The organism is Bacillus coreaensis (assembly GCF_050586445.1).
GTDB classification, from domain to species: domain Bacteria; phylum Bacillota; class Bacilli; order Bacillales; family Cytobacillaceae; genus Robertmurraya_A; species Robertmurraya_A coreaensis.
In genome coordinates this window covers 103501-121376 of record NZ_JBOCCY010000007.1, presented here as the reverse complement: position 1 = coordinate 121376, position 17876 = coordinate 103501, and the positions used below count along the sequence as shown (strand labels likewise).

The 17876-nt window shown below is 37.1% G+C and carries 25 protein-coding genes; 8 read left to right on the top strand and 17 right to left on the bottom strand.

What is annotated here, in order from left to right; translation table 11 throughout:
• Positions 1–14: 14 nt before the first annotated feature.
• The 6 genes from ACQ5H4_RS13005 to ACQ5H4_RS12980 form a co-directional block, all read right to left on the bottom strand.
• Positions 15–563 carry a glycosyltransferase family 61 protein gene (locus ACQ5H4_RS13005; protein ID WP_430775505.1) on the bottom strand — a complete coding sequence of 183 codons (549 nt, stop codon included), beginning with the start codon at positions 561–563 and terminating at the stop codon, positions 15–17.
• A 42-nt stretch (positions 564–605) separates the two neighbouring features.
• Entirely contained in the window at positions 606–1028 is a 423-nt protein-coding gene (locus tag ACQ5H4_RS13000; protein WP_430775352.1) for a hypothetical protein, read from the bottom strand.
• 132 nt (positions 1029–1160) lie between these two features.
• Complete coding sequence (locus tag ACQ5H4_RS12995; protein ID WP_430775351.1) at positions 1161–1709, bottom strand: P-loop NTPase family protein; 549 nt, start codon at positions 1707–1709, stop codon at positions 1161–1163.
• 125 nt (positions 1710–1834) lie between these two features.
• On the bottom strand, positions 1835–2512 hold the full coding sequence (locus tag ACQ5H4_RS12990) for an NAD(P)H-dependent oxidoreductase (protein ID WP_430775350.1): 678 nt from the start codon (positions 2510–2512) through the stop codon (positions 1835–1837).
• Between the two features lie 73 nt (positions 2513–2585).
• A complete protein-coding gene (locus tag ACQ5H4_RS12985; RefSeq protein ID WP_430775349.1) occupies positions 2586–3299 on the bottom strand; it encodes a DUF421 domain-containing protein in 714 nt (237 codons plus the stop codon).
• 118 nt (positions 3300–3417) lie between these two features.
• Positions 3418–4560 (bottom strand): MFS transporter, encoded by a 1143-nt coding sequence (locus tag ACQ5H4_RS12980; protein ID WP_430775504.1) that lies wholly within the window; start codon positions 4558–4560, stop codon positions 3418–3420.
• A 303-nt stretch (positions 4561–4863) separates the two neighbouring features.
• Here ACQ5H4_RS12980 and ACQ5H4_RS12975 point away from each other — a divergent pair, with 303 nt between their 5' ends.
• Positions 4864–5619: a MerR family transcriptional regulator gene (locus ACQ5H4_RS12975; protein WP_430775347.1), complete on the top strand. Its 756-nt coding sequence runs from the start codon at positions 4864–4866 to the stop codon at positions 5617–5619.
• Positions 5620–5662: 43 nt separating this feature from the next.
• Here ACQ5H4_RS12975 and ACQ5H4_RS12970 read toward each other — a convergent pair whose 3' ends face one another.
• The 4 genes from ACQ5H4_RS12970 to ACQ5H4_RS12955 form a co-directional block, all read right to left on the bottom strand.
• Positions 5663–5947: a GNAT family N-acetyltransferase gene (locus ACQ5H4_RS12970; protein WP_430775346.1), complete on the bottom strand. Its 285-nt coding sequence runs from the start codon at positions 5945–5947 to the stop codon at positions 5663–5665.
• Positions 5948–5967: 20 nt separating this feature from the next.
• A complete protein-coding gene (locus tag ACQ5H4_RS12965) occupies positions 5968–6180 on the bottom strand; it encodes a GNAT family protein (RefSeq protein WP_430775345.1) in 213 nt (70 codons plus the stop codon).
• A gap of 80 nt (positions 6181–6260) precedes the next feature.
• A complete protein-coding gene (locus ACQ5H4_RS12960) occupies positions 6261–6413 on the bottom strand; it encodes a hypothetical protein (protein WP_430775522.1) in 153 nt (50 codons plus the stop codon).
• Positions 6414–6530: 117 nt separating this feature from the next.
• Positions 6531–7454 carry a GNAT family N-acetyltransferase gene (locus ACQ5H4_RS12955; protein WP_430775343.1) on the bottom strand — a complete coding sequence of 308 codons (924 nt, stop codon included), beginning with the start codon at positions 7452–7454 and terminating at the stop codon, positions 6531–6533.
• Between the two features lie 265 nt (positions 7455–7719).
• On the opposite strand from ACQ5H4_RS12955, the gene ACQ5H4_RS12950 reads away from it, so the two are divergent.
• The 3 genes from ACQ5H4_RS12950 to ACQ5H4_RS12940 all read left to right on the top strand — a co-directional run bounded on the left by ACQ5H4_RS12950 (position 7720) and on the right by ACQ5H4_RS12940 (position 10701).
• Positions 7720–8565, top strand: coding sequence for an ABC transporter ATP-binding protein (locus ACQ5H4_RS12950; protein WP_430775342.1), 846 nt, complete (start codon positions 7720–7722; stop codon positions 8563–8565).
• A gap of 124 nt (positions 8566–8689) precedes the next feature.
• Positions 8690–9697 carry a FecCD family ABC transporter permease gene (locus ACQ5H4_RS12945; RefSeq protein WP_430775341.1) on the top strand — a complete coding sequence of 336 codons (1008 nt, stop codon included), beginning with the start codon at positions 8690–8692 and terminating at the stop codon, positions 9695–9697.
• The gene (locus tag ACQ5H4_RS12940; protein ID WP_430775340.1) at positions 9694–10701 is read left to right on the top strand and encodes a FecCD family ABC transporter permease; all 1008 of its coding nucleotides are present in this window, start codon (positions 9694–9696) and stop codon (positions 10699–10701) included. The genes ACQ5H4_RS12945 and ACQ5H4_RS12940 overlap by 4 nt, the downstream gene beginning before the upstream one ends.
• A gap of 43 nt (positions 10702–10744) precedes the next feature.
• On the opposite strand, the gene ACQ5H4_RS12935 is transcribed toward ACQ5H4_RS12940, so the two are convergent.
• Positions 10745–12199, bottom strand: a complete 1455-nt coding sequence (locus ACQ5H4_RS12935) for a PP2C family protein-serine/threonine phosphatase (protein ID WP_430775339.1) — start codon at positions 12197–12199, stop codon at positions 10745–10747.
• Positions 12200–12201: 2 nt separating this feature from the next.
• Entirely contained in the window at positions 12202–12612 is a 411-nt protein-coding gene (locus ACQ5H4_RS12930; protein ID WP_430775338.1) for an ATP-binding protein, read from the bottom strand.
• Between the two features lie 246 nt (positions 12613–12858).
• Between ACQ5H4_RS12930 and ACQ5H4_RS12925 the strand changes: the two genes are divergently transcribed.
• Together ACQ5H4_RS12925 and ACQ5H4_RS12920 are read left to right on the top strand one after the other, a co-directional pair.
• Positions 12859–13215 carry a hypothetical protein gene (locus ACQ5H4_RS12925; protein WP_430775337.1) on the top strand — a complete coding sequence of 119 codons (357 nt, stop codon included), beginning with the start codon at positions 12859–12861 and terminating at the stop codon, positions 13213–13215.
• A 62-nt stretch (positions 13216–13277) separates the two neighbouring features.
• Positions 13278–13418, top strand: coding sequence for a hypothetical protein (locus tag ACQ5H4_RS12920; RefSeq protein WP_430775336.1), 141 nt, complete (start codon positions 13278–13280; stop codon positions 13416–13418).
• Positions 13419–13471: 53 nt separating this feature from the next.
• Here ACQ5H4_RS12920 and ACQ5H4_RS12915 read toward each other — a convergent pair whose 3' ends face one another.
• Positions 13472–13858, bottom strand: a complete 387-nt coding sequence (locus ACQ5H4_RS12915; RefSeq protein ID WP_430775335.1) for an NUDIX domain-containing protein — start codon at positions 13856–13858, stop codon at positions 13472–13474.
• A 73-nt stretch (positions 13859–13931) separates the two neighbouring features.
• Entirely contained in the window at positions 13932–14360 is a 429-nt protein-coding gene (locus ACQ5H4_RS12910; RefSeq protein WP_430775334.1) for a DUF1801 domain-containing protein, read from the bottom strand.
• A 108-nt stretch (positions 14361–14468) separates the two neighbouring features.
• Here ACQ5H4_RS12910 and ACQ5H4_RS12905 point away from each other — a divergent pair, with 108 nt between their 5' ends.
• A complete protein-coding gene (locus tag ACQ5H4_RS12905) occupies positions 14469–15446 on the top strand; it encodes a DMT family transporter (RefSeq protein ID WP_430775333.1) in 978 nt (325 codons plus the stop codon).
• Positions 15447–15499: 53 nt separating this feature from the next.
• Here the strand turns inward: ACQ5H4_RS12905 and ACQ5H4_RS12900 are convergent, their stop codons facing one another.
• The 3 genes from ACQ5H4_RS12900 to ACQ5H4_RS12890 form a co-directional block, all read right to left on the bottom strand.
• On the bottom strand, positions 15500–15736 hold the full coding sequence (locus tag ACQ5H4_RS12900) for a GNAT family N-acetyltransferase (protein ID WP_430775332.1): 237 nt from the start codon (positions 15734–15736) through the stop codon (positions 15500–15502).
• A gap of 14 nt (positions 15737–15750) precedes the next feature.
• On the bottom strand, positions 15751–16311 hold the full coding sequence (locus tag ACQ5H4_RS12895; RefSeq protein ID WP_430775331.1) for a P-loop NTPase family protein: 561 nt from the start codon (positions 16309–16311) through the stop codon (positions 15751–15753).
• Between the two features lie 92 nt (positions 16312–16403).
• Positions 16404–16907: a GNAT family N-acetyltransferase gene (locus tag ACQ5H4_RS12890; RefSeq protein WP_430775330.1), complete on the bottom strand. Its 504-nt coding sequence runs from the start codon at positions 16905–16907 to the stop codon at positions 16404–16406.
• Positions 16908–17184: 277 nt separating this feature from the next.
• Here ACQ5H4_RS12890 and ACQ5H4_RS12885 point away from each other — a divergent pair, with 277 nt between their 5' ends.
• Entirely contained in the window at positions 17185–17799 is a 615-nt protein-coding gene (locus ACQ5H4_RS12885) for an acetate uptake transporter (RefSeq protein ID WP_430775329.1), read from the top strand.
• Positions 17800–17876: the final 77 nt, after the last annotated feature.

Genomic DNA, 17876 nt, shown 5'->3' with positions numbered 1-17876 from the left:
CTTTGAAAGGAGCCTTATTTTATAATTTGTTCAATTTTATCTGAAAACTTCTTAATATTTAAAAATATATTATCAAATCTAGGAGCCTCTAGTTTTTGTCTTTCCCCAACAATATGATAATAATCAGCTTTAACAAAATTACTTATGAGCCAATATAGTGGGTTTAGATATTCAGCTGGGAATATTTCAATTACCTTTGTTCCCTGTTCACAAAAAGCAAGGTTAGTTAGACCAGCACCGTGAGCTCCTATAATAATTTTCGCTGACGAAAACAAAGTTATTTGTTCTTGAACAGACAAATTCTCTAATAAAATTCTTTTGAAATTATACTTTTCTAAAACTTTCATTAAATCATTTTCATTTACAATGACTCTTCGTCCCATTCTACTTATATAGATTCTTTCATATTCCTCATTCTTTTTTTGATCTACACCGTTTAATAGTTTATCCCTTAAATAAGCACAAGACCAACTAATTGCGTAATCCGGTATCGAAGGTACAACTAATCTACTAGCTTGAATGTGAGTATCTTTCTTAACTTGGATAATTTTGTTCTTTGGTATATTTAATAGTTTCAGTGTTTCTATCTGAAATGGTAGAAGAGTCTAATTTAAAATATATTTATCTATACTTATCCCTGATCTTTGAATTAATTGAATTCTAGGTAATACCTCAAACATCCAATGAAAATAGTTAAAACTATCAAGATGTGTTAAAACAGCACAGGTTTCATCTACCTTGATCGGACTAGGTAATCCATCTTCAAAAAAAATTGAATGTTCACTAGGTTCTGTAAACCACTCAAATGAAACATCCCATAATAATTTATTGTCAGGTGTTATAACAATTCCATTTTCTCCATAAACACGACCATCTGGCATTAACGACACAGAAGCCCCACCTGACCAAACTGGTCTAATAGTTGGATTGGGCTGAAATACCAACTCATCAAATAGCTCTACTTCATATTCTAATTCTTTATAAAAGTGTTTACCCTTCCAAATATTTCTGTATAAGCCTGATACCATTCCTTAGTTGTCTTATAAAAACCGTTAGGTGCCGGAAATTTCCCGTTTAAATATACCATCTAACCCCTTTTGTTCCCTTTATTAATAAAATCTAAATATTACTACATTCTATGCATGTCCCCTCTATTTGTTTCATATTTGGTCATTAGATAGTGAATCACCCTGATGTGTTCCAGCTAATTGAAAATAGGAGCGAATTTCTTCCTTAGTTTTTAAAACAATTACTTTTTTCCCCATTGACTCGTACTGTTTCAGTCTCCCTTTCATCTTTTCCTTCCTAGCAAAATAGGTGGAAATAATAAATTTGATAAATTTCCAATCTAGTTTCTCTGTACAACCAATCGTCATATCAGGTCTCGTGTTACCGATGTTGGTAAGGAAGCGCTTTACCACACGGTAAAGACAAGTACGTAAGGGGAGTTCTAAATAAATTACTGTATCGAAGCTGGATTCTCTGATATGAATTGTTTTTGTGTAATTTCCTTCAATGATCCACTTTTCTTTCTCCACAAGCTTTCTTTGAGCTTCAGAAAATTCTTCATTTGATGCCTCGATCCAACCAGATTTCCAGAAGTAGGTATCTAGATGATACACGGGTATATGTAACATCTGCCCAAGCTTTCTAGCAAACGTCGATTTCCCAACACCAGCTGATACCCCAATCACCATAATTCGATTCATTCTTCTCCTCACCTTCTCATATGTCATATTTTTCAATAAACTGTTCTCCACTAATATAATCTTATTACAACATAAAAATGGAGAAAGAACACAAGAGTTCTTTCTCCACTTCAAAATTACACATCCTACTCAATCCACTGAACGATATCCTTCAAGTCTTTTCTAATTTTTGGTCGAGGTTCTTTCTCCCTGTATCCAAACGCTACCATAACAGAAACAGCCAAATGTCCATTCTCAAGTAAGTCTTCCTCTTCCAAAATCTTTTGTACCTGGTCAAAACTGAATCCTTCAATCGGACAAGAATCAATTCCAATTAAAGCTGCTGCTGTCATCATATTTGCTAATGCAATATACGTTTGCTTTCCGGCCCAGTCCAACATCGTTCGTTCATTATCCAATAAGTGAAGATCGTCTTCCTGAAAGGTCTTATACCTTTCTAATATTTTCCCAAAAAGCTCTTCAGGAAATTTTTTCACTTCTAACATTTGATGTCTAACATAGGCAGAATCATACTTCGTATCTTTTATGGTTCTTGCCAAAATTACAACAAAATGACTTGCTGTGGGGAGCTGTCCTTGTGCTCCCCATGACACTTCCTTTAATTTTTCTCTTAAGGCGGCATTCTGAACAACTACAAATTTCCATGGCTCATATCCTACAGAGCTTGGCGATAATCTCGCCGCTTCAAGAATGTACTGAAAGTCCTCATCGCAGATTTTTTTGGAAGCGTCGAAGGATTTTGTCGCATGTCTAAAACGAAAAGCCTTTAGAACTTCTTCTCTTTTGTTCGAATGATCTGTCATATGTATCGTCTCCTAAAAGTTTGTGATGTATTGATCATAGTATATCCCTAACGTGATGGGAAGTAAAATGCTCCTAATGGTTTATGTAGTTTGGCTGATTTTGATTATGTAGAGATATATGTAGTGCAAGATTCTCATTTATGGAAGCGAAGAATACGTCACTTAACTTTATTTGCATTTTCGAGAGTTCCTCTATTAGCCATATCTCATCTTTATTTAAGTGTTCAAGAGTCGTTGTATCAATTTTCCCTTCAATAATAACAGGCAGACTAATTTGATGGTCTACTTCAGTGAGTCCTAGATCTTTTTTGATAACCGGCGCCTCACCAGCATACTTAAATAATGAAAGACGTCCATTTGCTTCAATGATCCCTAGTTGTACAACGGACAAATCAAACACTTCCTTCTCTCTAAGCATCTGCAAAATATTATCGATGGAGTAATTGATTTTTTTTAAATTAATTACAATTAGCTCCCCGTTTTCTATTACTATGGTAGGTTCAAACGTCAGTGCCTTCCCTATTCTCCGATACTTAATCACTGTGGCTGTGACAATCTTTTGAAGTATCGCAAGTGCAATTACCGCTGCCGCAGTGGGGATTTGCTTTATAGTAGGGTCGGCAATATCCGCTCCGACAATAGCTCCAAGTGTGATGATGACTAAAAAATCAAACACAGGAAGTTCTCCGATTGATCGCTTCCCCATAAATAGTGTGGCCATTAATAAAAGGGGCATAATAATAAAGATTCTACCATAAACCAATAAAATGTCCTTTAGTACCTCCACATTCATCTACCTCTTTCTAGGATAAGTTCCCCTTTAGCGTAACCATTAAAGGCCATTGCTATTTTAAACAAAAGGAAAACCTGATTCCATTACTTTGGAAACAGGTTTTATGTAAGATTTATGTTAATTCAATTTGTTTTGTCTCTTTTCCTAAGAACGCTAATACTACTACACCCACTACAATACTAATACAGAATATCGTAAAAATAAAGCCGATAGAATAGCCTGCAGCAACAAGTGATCCAACTAATAATGGACCAAGGATTCCACCCACACGACCAATCGAAGCGGCCATCCCAGAGCCTGTCCCACGAATCACAGCTGGATACTGTTCTGGAGTGTAAGCATATAATGCTCCCCATGCACCAAGATTAAAGAACGATAATAAAATCCCTGCTGTCATTAAGACGGCAGTTGTTTCAGCATTTCCGAACACTAGCGCCGAAGCTGCTGTACCTAATAAATAAGTAACTAATACAAATTTACGACCTAGTTTTTCAATTAACCATGCAGCTGTATAGTAGCCTGGTAATTGGGCTAACGTCATGATTAGTACGTATTCAAAGCTTTTGATCATGCTGAAGCCCTTCATCACCATCACACTTGGTAACCATAAAAACATACCGTAATAAGAGAATACAACTGTAAACCACACAACCCATAATACCAAGGTCGAACGTTTATAATCTTTTGACCATACGTTTTGGATATTTTGAATCACGGTTCTTTTTTCTACCTTCTTTTTTGAGAATGCTGGTGAATCCGGTAATTTTAGTCGCAAATAAAGAGCATAAAGCGCTGGAATTGCGCTAATAATCAAGGCAATTTTCCAACCGTAGGAAGGTATAACAAAATAAGAAATAAGTGCAGATAAAAGCCATCCAAATGCCCAAAAACTTTCAAGCAGGACAACGACACGTCCACGATCTTTAGCAGGTACACTTTCAGATACAAGTGTTGAGGCTACAGGCAATTCTCCCCCCAGCCCCATTCCTACAAAGAATCGTAAAACGAGAAATGCTGCTAAAGTAGTAGTAAAGGCTGAAGCTCCGCTCGCTAATGAGAATAATAGAAGTGTAATGATAAAAATATTCTTTCTTCCAATTCGATCAGCCCAAATACCAAATACAAGTGCCCCAACAGCCATCCCTATCGAGTTCACGCTTCCAATCCAACCCATTTGTTCAGGCGTTAATCCCCAATCAGCATTTAGAGCTGCGATAATGAAAGAAAGCATCCCGACATCCATCGCATCAAACATCCAACCAAGACCTGCAATGCCGAGTAATTTCTTTTGTGAAATTGTTTTATTTTCCAACTATGTAACCCTCCTCTTGTCTTGACATCTGTCATTACTAGATAACTATAGTCCTGGTAATAAAAAAAAACAAGTACATTTAATTACATATTGGATCATACTTTTATTATTTTTAACGATACTTACTTTTTTATACGCTATTGATTGAAGGCTTAAGAATGCCCATTTTCTTGATTTTTTTTCATTTTCCTATATACATTAACGTTACGTAAAGGTTTATAGTGATTTTATCAGGAGGTGAAAAATATGGAGTACACGGTTCAAAAGCTCGGCCAATTGGCAGGAGTTAGTACGAGAACATTACGGTATTACGACCAAATTGGGCTTCTGCAGCCATGTAGAGTAAATTCGAATGGCTATCGAATTTATGGGCAATCAGAGGTGAATCGTCTTCAGCAAATTCTTTTTTATAAAGAGCTTGGAGTTAGCTTGGATACGATTAAAGAAATACTCTCCTCCTCTACGTTTGACGGAGAAGCGGCGCTAAGAGAACACCGTTTAAAGCTAATAGAAAAACGGCAACAAATAGAAACATTAATTTGTAATGTAGAAAAGACCATTGCAGCATCTGAAGGGAGAATAACCATGACAAATAAAGAGAAATTTGAAGGATTTAAACAAAACTTACTTGCTGAAAATGAAAAGAAATACGGAAAAGAAATTCGTGATAAATATGGAAAAGAAACCGTTGAACAATCCAATGCCAAGCTCATGAACCTATCTGAGGAGGACTATCAAAAGGTGACAGCTTTAGAGCAACACATAAGAGACGTTTTGTCCCAAGCATTGACAAGTGGTGATCCTTCAGGTCCGCTTGCGCAACAAGCAGCTGAGCTGCATAAGGAATGGCTTTGTTATTTTTGGCCCAAATACAGTAAAGAAGCACATGCTGGTCTTGCCCAAATGTACGTAGATGATGAAAGATTCACTGCCTACTACGATAAAGAACAACCTGGTACAGCTGAGTTTTTACGTGATGCGATTGCCATTTATACGAAATAAGAGGAGGAGTAAATTGCTCCTCCTTGTTTTTAAAAGCAGGGGCTTACCTCTCTATTATTAATTCAATCAACCAGCAATCACGATACTCTCCCTCATGAAATTCATGCTTCGGGAGTAATCTCACTTTTTCAAATCCACATTTCTCGTAACATCGTAATGCCCTTTCATTACTTGCCTGTGGATCCATTATGATTTTTGCAGTGCCCTTATGAGTAACTAAGTAATTAACCATAGTATGTATAAGAAGGGTTCCTATTCCTTTATTCCAGTAATCCGTCTCTCCAATAAATTGATCCATACCAAACGTCTTCTGTTTCTCGTCTTCCACTGTATAAGTTTGTATATATCCTATTGGCTTTTCTTCAAAACAAAAGAAAAAATATATCGGGATAATCCTTCCTCTTCTAGAAAAAAAGTCTCCATCACTTTCTCTACTGTAAAAGGTTGATCTCTACCTTCGTAGTATTCTAATACAGTTGGGTTTGAAAGCCATTTTGATAGATGACCCACATCTTCTTTCCCGAGGGGACGAATTGTTAGTTTCCCATTTTTAATTTCCATCTTTTCTCCTCCCTCAACAAACCATATATTACCACAAAATAAAAACCAAATCTGACATAAAAGATTTGGTTTTTGTTTTCTTAGCTATTCTTTTTTGATACTTGTGCCGGTTTCGGCATATCGCCTTCTGTCATTCCTGTTAATGTCGTTCGATTCATATTACTAGTGTCTTTTCCGGCACTAGGTAATGTATTTGCCGTTGGTAATTGCTCTAGTTCTTTTCCTCTTGGCAAGTTTACCACCTCCCTTATCATTTATTAACATGCACCCTTTCTCTTTGAATACACAGGAAAAAGACATAATTTTTCTTGTGACATATCCATAAAAAAACAACCTCCATCAGGCCGATTCTACAGGTCATATCCAAACTCAATAATGGTATAAAACATACGATATCCAAGGGATTGATATAATGAAATCGCATTTCGATTATCTCCAAATACTCCTAATGTTGCTTCTGTTTTCCCTTTTTCCTTTAAAAAAGTTAATGCTTCAGAAATTAATGCCTTCGCTATTCCCTTTCGTCTCCAATCAGGTAATACAAAGATATTTTCAGTGGCACTTCTCTCTTCTCCGAGTCCCCATGTCATAACACTGCCTACTACATTATTTCCGTCAAATGCGGTAAAAGTATCCCATTCTGCACCAGACATTGTCCACCTTAAATGATTCAAGCTCCAACAAATCCCGTTTGGATCTCCAGCAGCCTCTGCACGCAAATATATTTCCTGTTCTTCTTGAGTCCCCATTTTCCAATTCATTATCTTAATATTTGCTGGTGGAGGAAATGGAGGGATAGGTTCCGTTAGATCTCTTTTCATCACTAAATGATTTTGTTTCACTATAAATCCTTTTGATAAATAAAAATCCATCTCCTCTAAATCATCAGCAGCAATCGTATGTCGAAGAGTGATTTTTTTATTGGGGTATTGGTTTCGAATCGTTTTAGCCCTAATCATTACAGCATCTGTTAAATCATCCACTGCTTCTTGTGGAACCTTAGTGTTCTCATTTATCGCTAAATCCATCTGTAGCTTAAATTCAAAGTCCGAAGGTTTGTTCGGATCTTCGATTAGACCCCAAGATTGGTCAGGAGCAATATGTGCAGAAGCGAGAACTTCTCCCGTTTCACTAACGGCACAGAATATATTATCTGAAGTATAATCCCCATTGTATCGATACGCTAACATGGAAATAAAATCAAACTTGGCAATTTGATTGGCATCCTGTTCCTCATAATTTCTAATTAAATATGGTTTCTTCACTCTCTCCATACGTACATCCTTTCATACCAATCTTTATCAAAGAATTATTCGCCATATTTAGAATAAATTCCTCTATTTGACAATCTGTCGCCAAGTGTCCACTCCACACGGACAGAAACCCCCATTCTGTCCACGAAGGGTGTCTGTCACCGCATTAGTCACCGCATTAGGTGAAAGATTTTATTGACAAGGGGATGAATGCGTTTTATATTTAATATATCCGATACTGATAATCATTATCAATTAACAAATTATTTACATAAGGAGGTTTCCAATGGTTCGCTTATATACTGACCAACTATCCGTTGCTTATGGAGATCGAACGATAGTGAAAAACCTCAGCATCCATATACCAGATAATAAAATCACGACCATTATTGGTTCAAATGGCTGTGGAAAATCAACGTTGCTTAAAGCCATTACACGAATAATTGCTCAACAAGCTGGGACAGTCCTATTAGATGGAGAGGATATTGCTAAGCAACATACAAAGGAACTAGCTAGAAAAATGGCCATACTCCCTCAGTCACCCGAAAGTGTTGGTGGACTTACAGTAGGAGAGCTTGTCAGCTATGGACGTTTTCCTTACCAAAAAGGGTTTGGACGCTTAACAAAACGAGATTTTGAAGTCATTGACTGGGCTCTTGAAGCAACAGGAACAATGGATTTTAAATTCCGACCGGTTGATGCCCTTTCTGGTGGACAAAGACAAAGGGTATGGATCGCCATGGCACTTGCTCAGGAAACCGATATTATTTTCCTGGATGAACCTACCACGTATTTGGATATGGCTCATCAGCTTGAGGTTCTAGAGCTGTTGCAAGATTTAAATCAAAATGAGGGAAGAACGATTGTCATGGTTCTACATGACTTAAATCAAGCCGCTCGATTTGCCGATCATTTGATCGCCTTAAAAGCAGGGGAAATTGTAAAAGCTGGAACTTGCGAAGAAGTGATTCAACGTGAGGTGTTACAAGAAGTGTTTCAAATCGATGCAGAAATTGGCAGAGATCCGCGGACGAATAAGCCAATGTGTATTACCTATAACCTTCTTAAAGGGAATTCCCTACAAGGAAAACATATGGTTTCCACTCTTACTCCTGTCAGTGTAAATTACTAACGCTACGCCTATTAAATAGAGTTCTTTACTAAGAGTTTTCTTGAAAAATAGTTTACTTACGTAGAGGAATTCATCAACGAATTCCTCTCTTTCTTTTGAAAATGTATTAAGTGAGGTGACTAGATTGCTACATAATAACAAACCTATACCGTTTTTTTTCAAATGCATCATTGCACTTTTTTTATTTATACTAACGTTTAGCATGGCAATGGTTTTCGGGGCTGCCGATACCACTTTCAAGGATGTTTGGCTGGCCTTATTATCCAATCAGACAAGTGAAAAAATATTAATCTTACAAGAAATTCGATTGCCACGGGAAGTTGCTGCGATAGTAGTTGGTGCAGCCCTGGCCGTATCTGGGGCAATCATGCAAGGAATGACACGAAATCCGCTTGCTGACCCAGGTTTATTAGGTCTTACTGCTGGTGCGAATGCAGGACTAGCAATTACCATTGCCCTGCTTCCATCAGCAAATTACTACGGAATCATGCTTGCTTGTTTTATTGGTGCGGCTATTGGAGCTCTGCTTGTCTTCGGCATAAGTGCAGTAAAAAAAGGGGGATTCTCTCCTTTCCGTATCGTGCTAGCAGGATCAGCAATATCTGCCTTTCTTTTTGCCATTTCAGAAGGTATTGCAATCTTCTTTAAAATCTCAAAGGATGTATCGATGTGGACAGCTGGAGGTGTGATTGGAACCACCTGGGGCCAACTTCAAATTGTAGTCCCATTCATTAGTATCGGAATCATTCTTTCCATTTTTCTATCAAGGCAACTAACCATTCTAAGTTTAAATGAAGAAGTGGCGGTAGGCTTGGGACAGAATACGACTCGTGTAAAAGGCTTTTTATTTGTGATTGTCATTGTTCTTGCAGGGTCGGCTGTATCTTTAGCTGGGAATCTAGCTTTTGTTGGTTTACTGGTGCCCCATATCGTGCGGGCAATTGTCGGAACGGACTACCGCTTTATTCTTCCGATGTCGACCATTTTTGGTGGAACCTTTATGCTCCTCGCTGATACGATTGGGCGTACATTAAATTCACCTTACGAAACACCAGTTGCAGCCATTGTCGCCATGATAGGGCTCCCCTTCTTTTTATTTATCATTCGTAAAGGAGGGAAAGAATTCTCATGATTCGTCAAAGCCTTATAAAAAAACAAAGAGCCATAGTGGTTGCTCTGCTCGTACTTATCCTTGGAACTATGATCGTGAGTTTAAGTCTTGGTTATTCTTCTGTTAGCTATGACCGAATAATACCAACCTTATTAGGGAATGGATCCTTTAAAGAAGAATTTATTCTTTTTGACATCCGTCTGCCCCGCATTGTCATTACCTTGTTAGCAGGAATGGCTCTCGCATTATCCGGTGCCATTCTTCAAGGAATTACACGGAATGATTTAGCTGACCCAGGCATTATCGGAATTAATTCTGGGGCTGGTGTGGCAATAACAGTCTTTTTTCTATTTGCACCAATCGACGCAGCAACATTTGCTTACGCCATTCCGATCCTTGCATTTTTCGGAGCTATCCTTACATCAGCACTTATTTATATCTTTTCTTATAAAAAAAGTGTTGGCCTTCAGCCTGTACGATTGGTATTAGTTGGGGTCGGTTTCTCGATGGCACTTTCCGGTGCAATGATCGTTCTTATTTCATCTGCAGAACGAGCCAAGGTAGACTTTATTGCAAAGTGGTTGGCAGGAAATATATGGGGAACTGATTGGCCATTTGTATGGGCCATTCTTCCCTGGCTACTTGTGTTGATTCCCTTTACTTTATACAAGGCGAATCGATTAAATATTTTAGCCTTAGGTGAGTCCATTTCTATCGGAGTTGGGATTTCGATTGAGAAGGAAAGAATCACTTTATTAATTACAGCTGTTGCATTGGCAGCGTCTGCCGTTTCCGTAACAGGCGGAATAAGCTTCATTGGTTTAATGGCGCCTCATATGGCGAAAGCGATGGTTGGACCGAGAAATCAATTGTTTATTCCCGTTGCACTTCTTGTAGGAGGATGGCTTTTATTATTTGCTGATACCATTGGGCGTAATATTATTGAACCTGAAGGGATTGCTGCTGGTATCATGGTGGCCCTTATTGGAGCACCTTATTTCTTATATCTTCTATTAAAAAAATAAAACAGTGACCCTCTTTTTTATGAAAGAGGGTCTTGTGCTTACTCTAAAATAATTTCACCTGAATAAAACATACATCATCTTGAAGTTTTTTTGTTTTCAATTCCTTGGACAAATGGAGAAAGAGATTTTTATCCTTTTCTATTTTCTTCGTTAATTCCGCCAATGAGGTATTCAAATACTCTAAGAGGCCGTCAGTGTAAAGAAACAACTCTGTCATATCTTTATAATAGAGAGTTTCCGCTTGAAATTGATGATTTGGAAGAAAACCTACAGGTATTTCATTGGATGAGATTTCTCTTAGCCTCTCCCCTTCCTCAAGGATAAAAGATGGATGTCCCGAATTAATGTAATCTATGCTTTTGTTTTTCATATCAATCAAGAGCACAATACAAGTAAAATACATTCTTGTCATTCTCTCATCTTCGGCTTCCGAGAATAACTCAAGCATATGTTGATTAAGTCTATTTAAAATAAAAGAAGGATGGCATGTGTCATATTTTAAAATCGATGTAAGCTCTGCATTAATCGACATCGTTAGTAAAGAAGAAGCAATTCCGTGCCCCATCACATCCATAATCATAACAAAATACAGATCATCATCTATTTTCTGCCATTTATAAAAATCCCCACCCAGTTCATGCGACGGAAAATAAGAACCACAGATCGAAATTGATTGATCATTAATATCCTTGCTTAAGATTAATTGTTGAATGGCACGAGATAAAGAAAAATCTCTCATTAAATCAAGTTCTAAAAGCTTCTTCTTCGTTACATCCATTTGAATTCCAATAAAATGACTTACCTCTCCTTGTTCAGTAAGAACGGGATTTATACAGACCTCATTCCAGAAAGTAGATTCATCTTTCCGATAATTTAATATCTCTACCTTAACTTCTTCCTGATTCGCCACTTTTTCTCTAATGACCGTTTTTGTATCCTTACTTGTTAATGGGCCTTGTAGAAACCTACAATTTTTCCCCGAAATCTCATCTGAACTATATCCAGTTAGACTTTCGAATCCTTTATTGTGGTAAATAATAGGGTTATCCTCTTGATGTGGATCAGTGATAGTAATTCCTATTCCGGTATGGTCAAGAACGTCTGCCAATAGCTTATTCATTTCTGTTAATTCACTTTTTTGTTTCTTTAATTTTTGTTCCTCTGTAATATCGCGTAAAACAATTTGTAGAAATCCTTCTTCTTTTAAAAGGGTGTACTTTACATTGAATGTTAATGGGTACCCTGCTTTATGATATATTTTCACTTGAAATTCATCTGTTTTTTCTCCAGAAAATACGGCAGTGAAAATTGATAGCGTATATTCTAACGAGTTCGGGTCAAGTGAAATCACCTTTGAAAAGTGCTTACCTAATATTTCTTCCCGCTTGTACCCAAGCACCTTCTCATAAGATGTATTCACATAGACACAAATACCTTCTGTATCTAATACTGAAATTAGATCTGGGGAACCTTCAATTAATGACTGATAAAAGTTCATATTCATTTTTCCAACTCGAATAGTAATGTTAGTTTTCTTCCACCTTCAGAGTAAGAGATATGCTTTGCACACTTTTTCATAATGGCAATACCTCTTCCCCTCGTGCTTAATAATGATTCTATAAAATATTGATCTGGATCTTTAACCGACATGATCTTTTCTTCGTGATTGAATCCATCTCCGTTATGTTCAACTTCTATAATAACTTCACTTTCTCTTATTTGTGTTGTAACCGTAATAACCAATGAAGAATTGCTTTTTATGCCGTGTTCAAACGCATTATTTACCGCTTCTCGAATAGAGTACATTACCAAATGTAATTTCTCCGCTGTGTAGTTTCCTATATAATCTTCCAATTCCTGTTCAAGTGCCTCGTATTCTTCATAAGTTGATATCTGTATTGATTTTTGCATGTTCTTCTCTTTCACTTCCCTTATTACATACAATATAATACCTTCCCCTATTATGAACCAACAATAACCTTTGTTAGTCAATCATTTTGCAAATATAAAAAAAGAGAACTTCTATAAAAAGTTCTCCCTATCCCACTTAACTATTCTGATGTAAAATAACTCAACATAAGAAGCCTAACAGCTTGGTCTATTTATAACAACTTTGCATATATTTTAATAGATATTGTGTGAAGGAGTTATTCATTTATGAAAAAATATATGTATTTACTAAGCGTAATTGCTCTCATAGCGCTTGTAGCTTATTTGGAATCACCAAACTCTACATTCACTCATCCAAATGAAGGAACAAATAGGTATTCTTCGATTCCTTCTATTGAGGAAGCCGACATTTCTGAAACAACAGAAGTAAATTCTGATGTAGAGAACGAAGAGGAAGAGGCTGTTATTGCATCATTAGAGCTAAAACTAGAAAAAACTGAACTCGTGGATGGCTATATCATCGAAACTTATAGGGAATACGAGATCTATAATAATGAAGCTGGTGAAGTAATTAAATCTGTACCAACAGATCATTACGAGTACTTAAAGTACTTAGATGAATAACTTCAAAAGTCATGTATCTAAACATACCTAATCACCCACCCTACTAATGGGAGGTGAAGATGATGGCAGATGAAAGACCAATAGAATATAGTGGAAAAGTTCTTGATGAAAGAAACACATTAACAGGACCTGATAAGGGGAAAAACGGCTTTCCAAAAACACCAAAAAATGTCCGCATTCGCACTAAACAAAAACAAAGCTAATAATCAACAAAACGGAGAAGACTGTTAAATGCAGTCTTTTTCTCTCACCTTCTCTAAATCCCTAATTTCACAAACGCCTGCTTCACTCCCCACACTTGATGCTCATGAAACAATAAGTTTTCAACTTCTGATATATGCACCCAAATAGGTTCTTCATCAATTTCAACAGGTTCTTGCATCTTTTCACCAAGTGTAGCCATGTAAAAATGTGCATGATTCAAGGTTGGATTTTTCCCCATAGCCAGGTGGTATTTTTTCGCCTTACCAAGATACTCACCCATAAACACCTGAAACCCCGTTTCTTCGAGCATTTCCCTTTTTAAGCATTCCTCGTGATTTTCTTTTTCCTCCAAACCTCCACCAGGTAAAAAGTACCCTCCTCGAGTCGTCCGAATCACCAATATTTGATCTCTTTTTTTATTGAAGATGATGCTATACACACCAATTCTCGTCGTATACTGAAGATTTTCATCCTTGTTCCCAAAAGACCAAAATTCCCTTCATAATCCTTCTCTACTCCTCGTTATTAGGGTATGTAGCTTGTAAAAAGTAAATCGACTGCACAATTAATTGTTTTAATACCTCAACATTCACGTCATCAAGTTTATTGATATAGACACAACCCTTTCCTTGCGTATGTTTTCCAAAGCTTTCAAGAAGCTGTTGTCGATTGGAATCACCAGGTGCAAAATACAAGCTTATTTTTGCTTTTCTAGGAGAATAACCGACAAGTGGTGCTTCTCCCTCATGACCTGACTCATATTTGTAATGGTATTTCCCAAAACCAATAATACTTGGTCCCCACATCTTTGCTTCGTACCCGCTCGTAGTCGTAAAAATGTCTAACAATTTATAGGCATCCTCCTTTTTTCTTGGTTGTTCCACTTGTTCAATAAACTCAAGCACACTGCGGTCTGTTTCCTTTGTCTTTTGTTCGTACATCTTAAAAACCCCTTTCTTTAAAGCGAATTCTCCAAAAATTTGGAATCTTATGGTATTATATAAGAATTATATATTATAATGTTGTTATGTTTGAGAGGATGTGCTCATATGAGAGAAATTACATTAGGAATTTTAGCTTCTTTGTTTTTTGCTGTTACCTTTATTTTGAATCGTTCAATGGAGCTATCAGGAGGCAGTTGGCTTTGGAGTTCCTCGTTACGTTACATTTTTATGGTACCCTTTTTATTTATGATCGTCATGTATAGAAAGAATCTAAAACATATGTGGATAGAAATGCGTTCCAATCCACTTCCTTGGCTTTTATGGAGCTTTGTAGGATTTGTTTTGTTTTATGCACCAATAACCTTTGCCGCTGCATTCGGACCAGGTTGGCTCGTCGCTGGTACTTGGCCACTTACCATTGTGGCAGGTGTACTTCTGGGGCCGCTTTTTTATAAAACGGTGGAATCAAAAAATGGGCCGATCAAGGTTCGGCAGCAAATCCCGTTCCAAGCCTTATTCATTTCGTTTTTCATTCTAATAGGTGTTGTACTGATTCAATGGCAGCACGCTCAAAGTTTAACCTTCGAAATCGTGATAGCAAGCACTTTTCCTGTCCTTGTGGCGGCATTTTGCTACCCGCTTGGAAATAGAAAGATGATGGAGATTTGCGGGGGAAAATTGGATACTTTTCAGCGGGTATTTGGTATGACCCTTGCTAGCCTCCCTTTTTGGCTACTACTCGCTGGAATTGGATTTGTTCAGGTAGGTCCACCCTCGGCTGAGCAAATAACCCAATCATTTATCGTCGCTATTTCCTCTGGGGTGATTGCCACAACATTATTCTTCATCGCTACAGATCGTGTTAGAGATAACCACGATAAACTAGCAGCCGTTGAAGCAACACAGTCGACTCAAGTCATTTTTGTCATTGTGGGAGAAGTCCTCCTTTTATCCACCCCATTACCGAGTACACTCGCTACAATAGGACTATTTATCGTTATGTTCGGCATGCTATTGCATAGTTTTTCATCGAAAAAGGGGCAAAAACCAAGCATCAGTGTTAAAAAAGAGACATTTTCTTAAAGAAACACAATTTAACTTTTACTAACTTAAACAACTCTGCCAGGTAGAAACTGCTACCTGGCAATCTTTTTTTCAAAACAAGTAAGTGACAATTGCTCATTCACTTGTACCAGCTTCTCAATAGTAAATCCCCTATTTAAATAAAAATCGACAGCTGGTTTATTTTCAGATCCAGTAGATACTATGAGTTTCTCAATGCCCTCCACTTGCTCTTCTATAAAGCGTAAAAGTTGATTGGCAATTCCTTTCCGAAAATGATTGGGATTTACTGTCAGTCGGTGTATATCCAAAGTCTTTCATTCCACTATAGTTTCTCCTCTACACCTATTTCGACAATGCCACCATACTTTTCCTCATCTTCCTTCTGTCTTAAATATGTATCTAGCTCATTGTTGTCACGGATGATAATGACTTTATCATCGAATTCTTTTAACAGCTGGATAATCTCTCGTTTACTTACTTTTTCAAAATATGTATTCCAACGAAACATTCGCAAAAACATAGAAAAAGTAGACTTGCAATTTTTTTCTAAACCTAGTTGCTGGAGAAAATATCTCTTAATAATTCTGTACGTTCGCTTAGAAAAGCGTGTATCTAAAAATATAATTAGTTCAGCATTGACAAAGCTCTCTGTCACCCACTGATAATGAACACCTTCGTTGATCCAAGCATCACTATTTAAAATATTTCTCAAAAATGCATCTCTTTCCTTTTCTGACCTTCTAATATCGCCTTTTTGAAACCTTTTCCATACAACATTATCTAATTCATAATGCGGAATGTTAAGATCTTTTGAAAGTTTTTTAGCAAGAGTTGTTTTGCCACTCCCGACAGAACCGATTATATGTATTTTCTTAACCTGCATGTTAATCACTCCGCTATCCCTATGTCAAAAACTATGAATCTTAGTCTCATTATACGATGAAATGTCTTGATCCATTACACATAAACGCATTCTTACTTGAAGTAGAGAGCCATCATATCTTCTCCGATATAAGTATTGTCTATTTTCATGGAGCGAGGATCACTTCCGATCAGTTCAAAACCAATAGATTCGTACAATTTTTTTGCAGCTGTATTATTCGATGAGACCGTTAAATATAGCTGCTCCACTCCACCGATTTCTTTTGCCTTCTTAATCGCTGCATTCATTAATCGTTTCCCTATCCCATGCCTTCTAACTTGAGGTGAGACATACATTGCAAAAATATCAGAGCGATGTTTGAGCTTCCTTTTGATTTCAGTAACAAGGGTAACTACACCAACAAGTTTGTCTTCTTCAAAAGCACCAAATGTATATGCGTTGACTGCACGAAGTCTAGAAGCATGAACTTCTATTGAATACTCCAATTCTTCTTCCACACTCGAACTAAACGCCTCTGGGTGATTTTGTAGTGCTTCTATTCTTTTTTCTTTGTATTCTACTGCATCATTTTCATTAAGTAAGCGAATCTTAATCATTTTTAATCTCCCTCACCTTTTTCTTATCACTCATATTATACATGGAAATAAATGTTTGCGATATGAGATATAAAGTTTCTACCATTACTGGCTATAGAGAAGAAAAAAGGGCAAAAATAATGGTATGGTGGAGGAACGAAAAAAGGTTCATCTACCATGCTTTTACTTGTAAGTCAAGATGAAAACTTCGCTTACATCTATTTTTTTTCATTGAAGTGTCTCATTAATTTTTGTATCTTATGTAAGTATGTTTGTAAATTAGGAGGAACATTTCAACATGAATCAAAATCAAACACAAAAAATCCAAGTTGTTACGGCTGATCCCTCGGCCCTAGGTTTATTTGGACTTGCTATGGTAACCTTGGTTGCATCATCACAAAAACTTGGCTGGACAGACGGAGTTTCCTTTGTTCTCCCTTGGGCCATTTTCCTTGGTGGTTTTGCACAACTATTCGCTGCGATCAATGATGCGAAACATAATAATACATTCGGCACAACCGCATTTGGTGCATTTGCCCTTTTCTGGTTCGGTGTAGGTGCTTCATGGTTAATCAACCTTGGTGTGTTTGGAGAAAATGCGGCACTTGCTGTTGATCCAAAGCAGTTAGGGATTGCGTTTATTGGCTATTTATTGTTTAGCTTATACATGACGATTGGTGCGATGGAAACACATAAAGTATTATTTATTATTTTTGTTCTTATTGATTTCTTATTTATCGGTCTTTCTTTATCCACTCTAGGTGTAGCACCTGAATTTTTCCATGAGGTAGCAGCGATCTCCGAATTGTTTATTGCCATTATGTCTTTTTACGGATCAGCCGCTGCTGTACTAAACAATCATTTTGGAAAAGTGTTCATTCCGGTCGGAAAACCATTTGGGATTTTCAAATAAATCGTGCGAAAGGGAAGCAGCAAAAACACTGCTTCCCTTTTATTTTCTTTTAAATAGATAATGGTATAACCAGATTT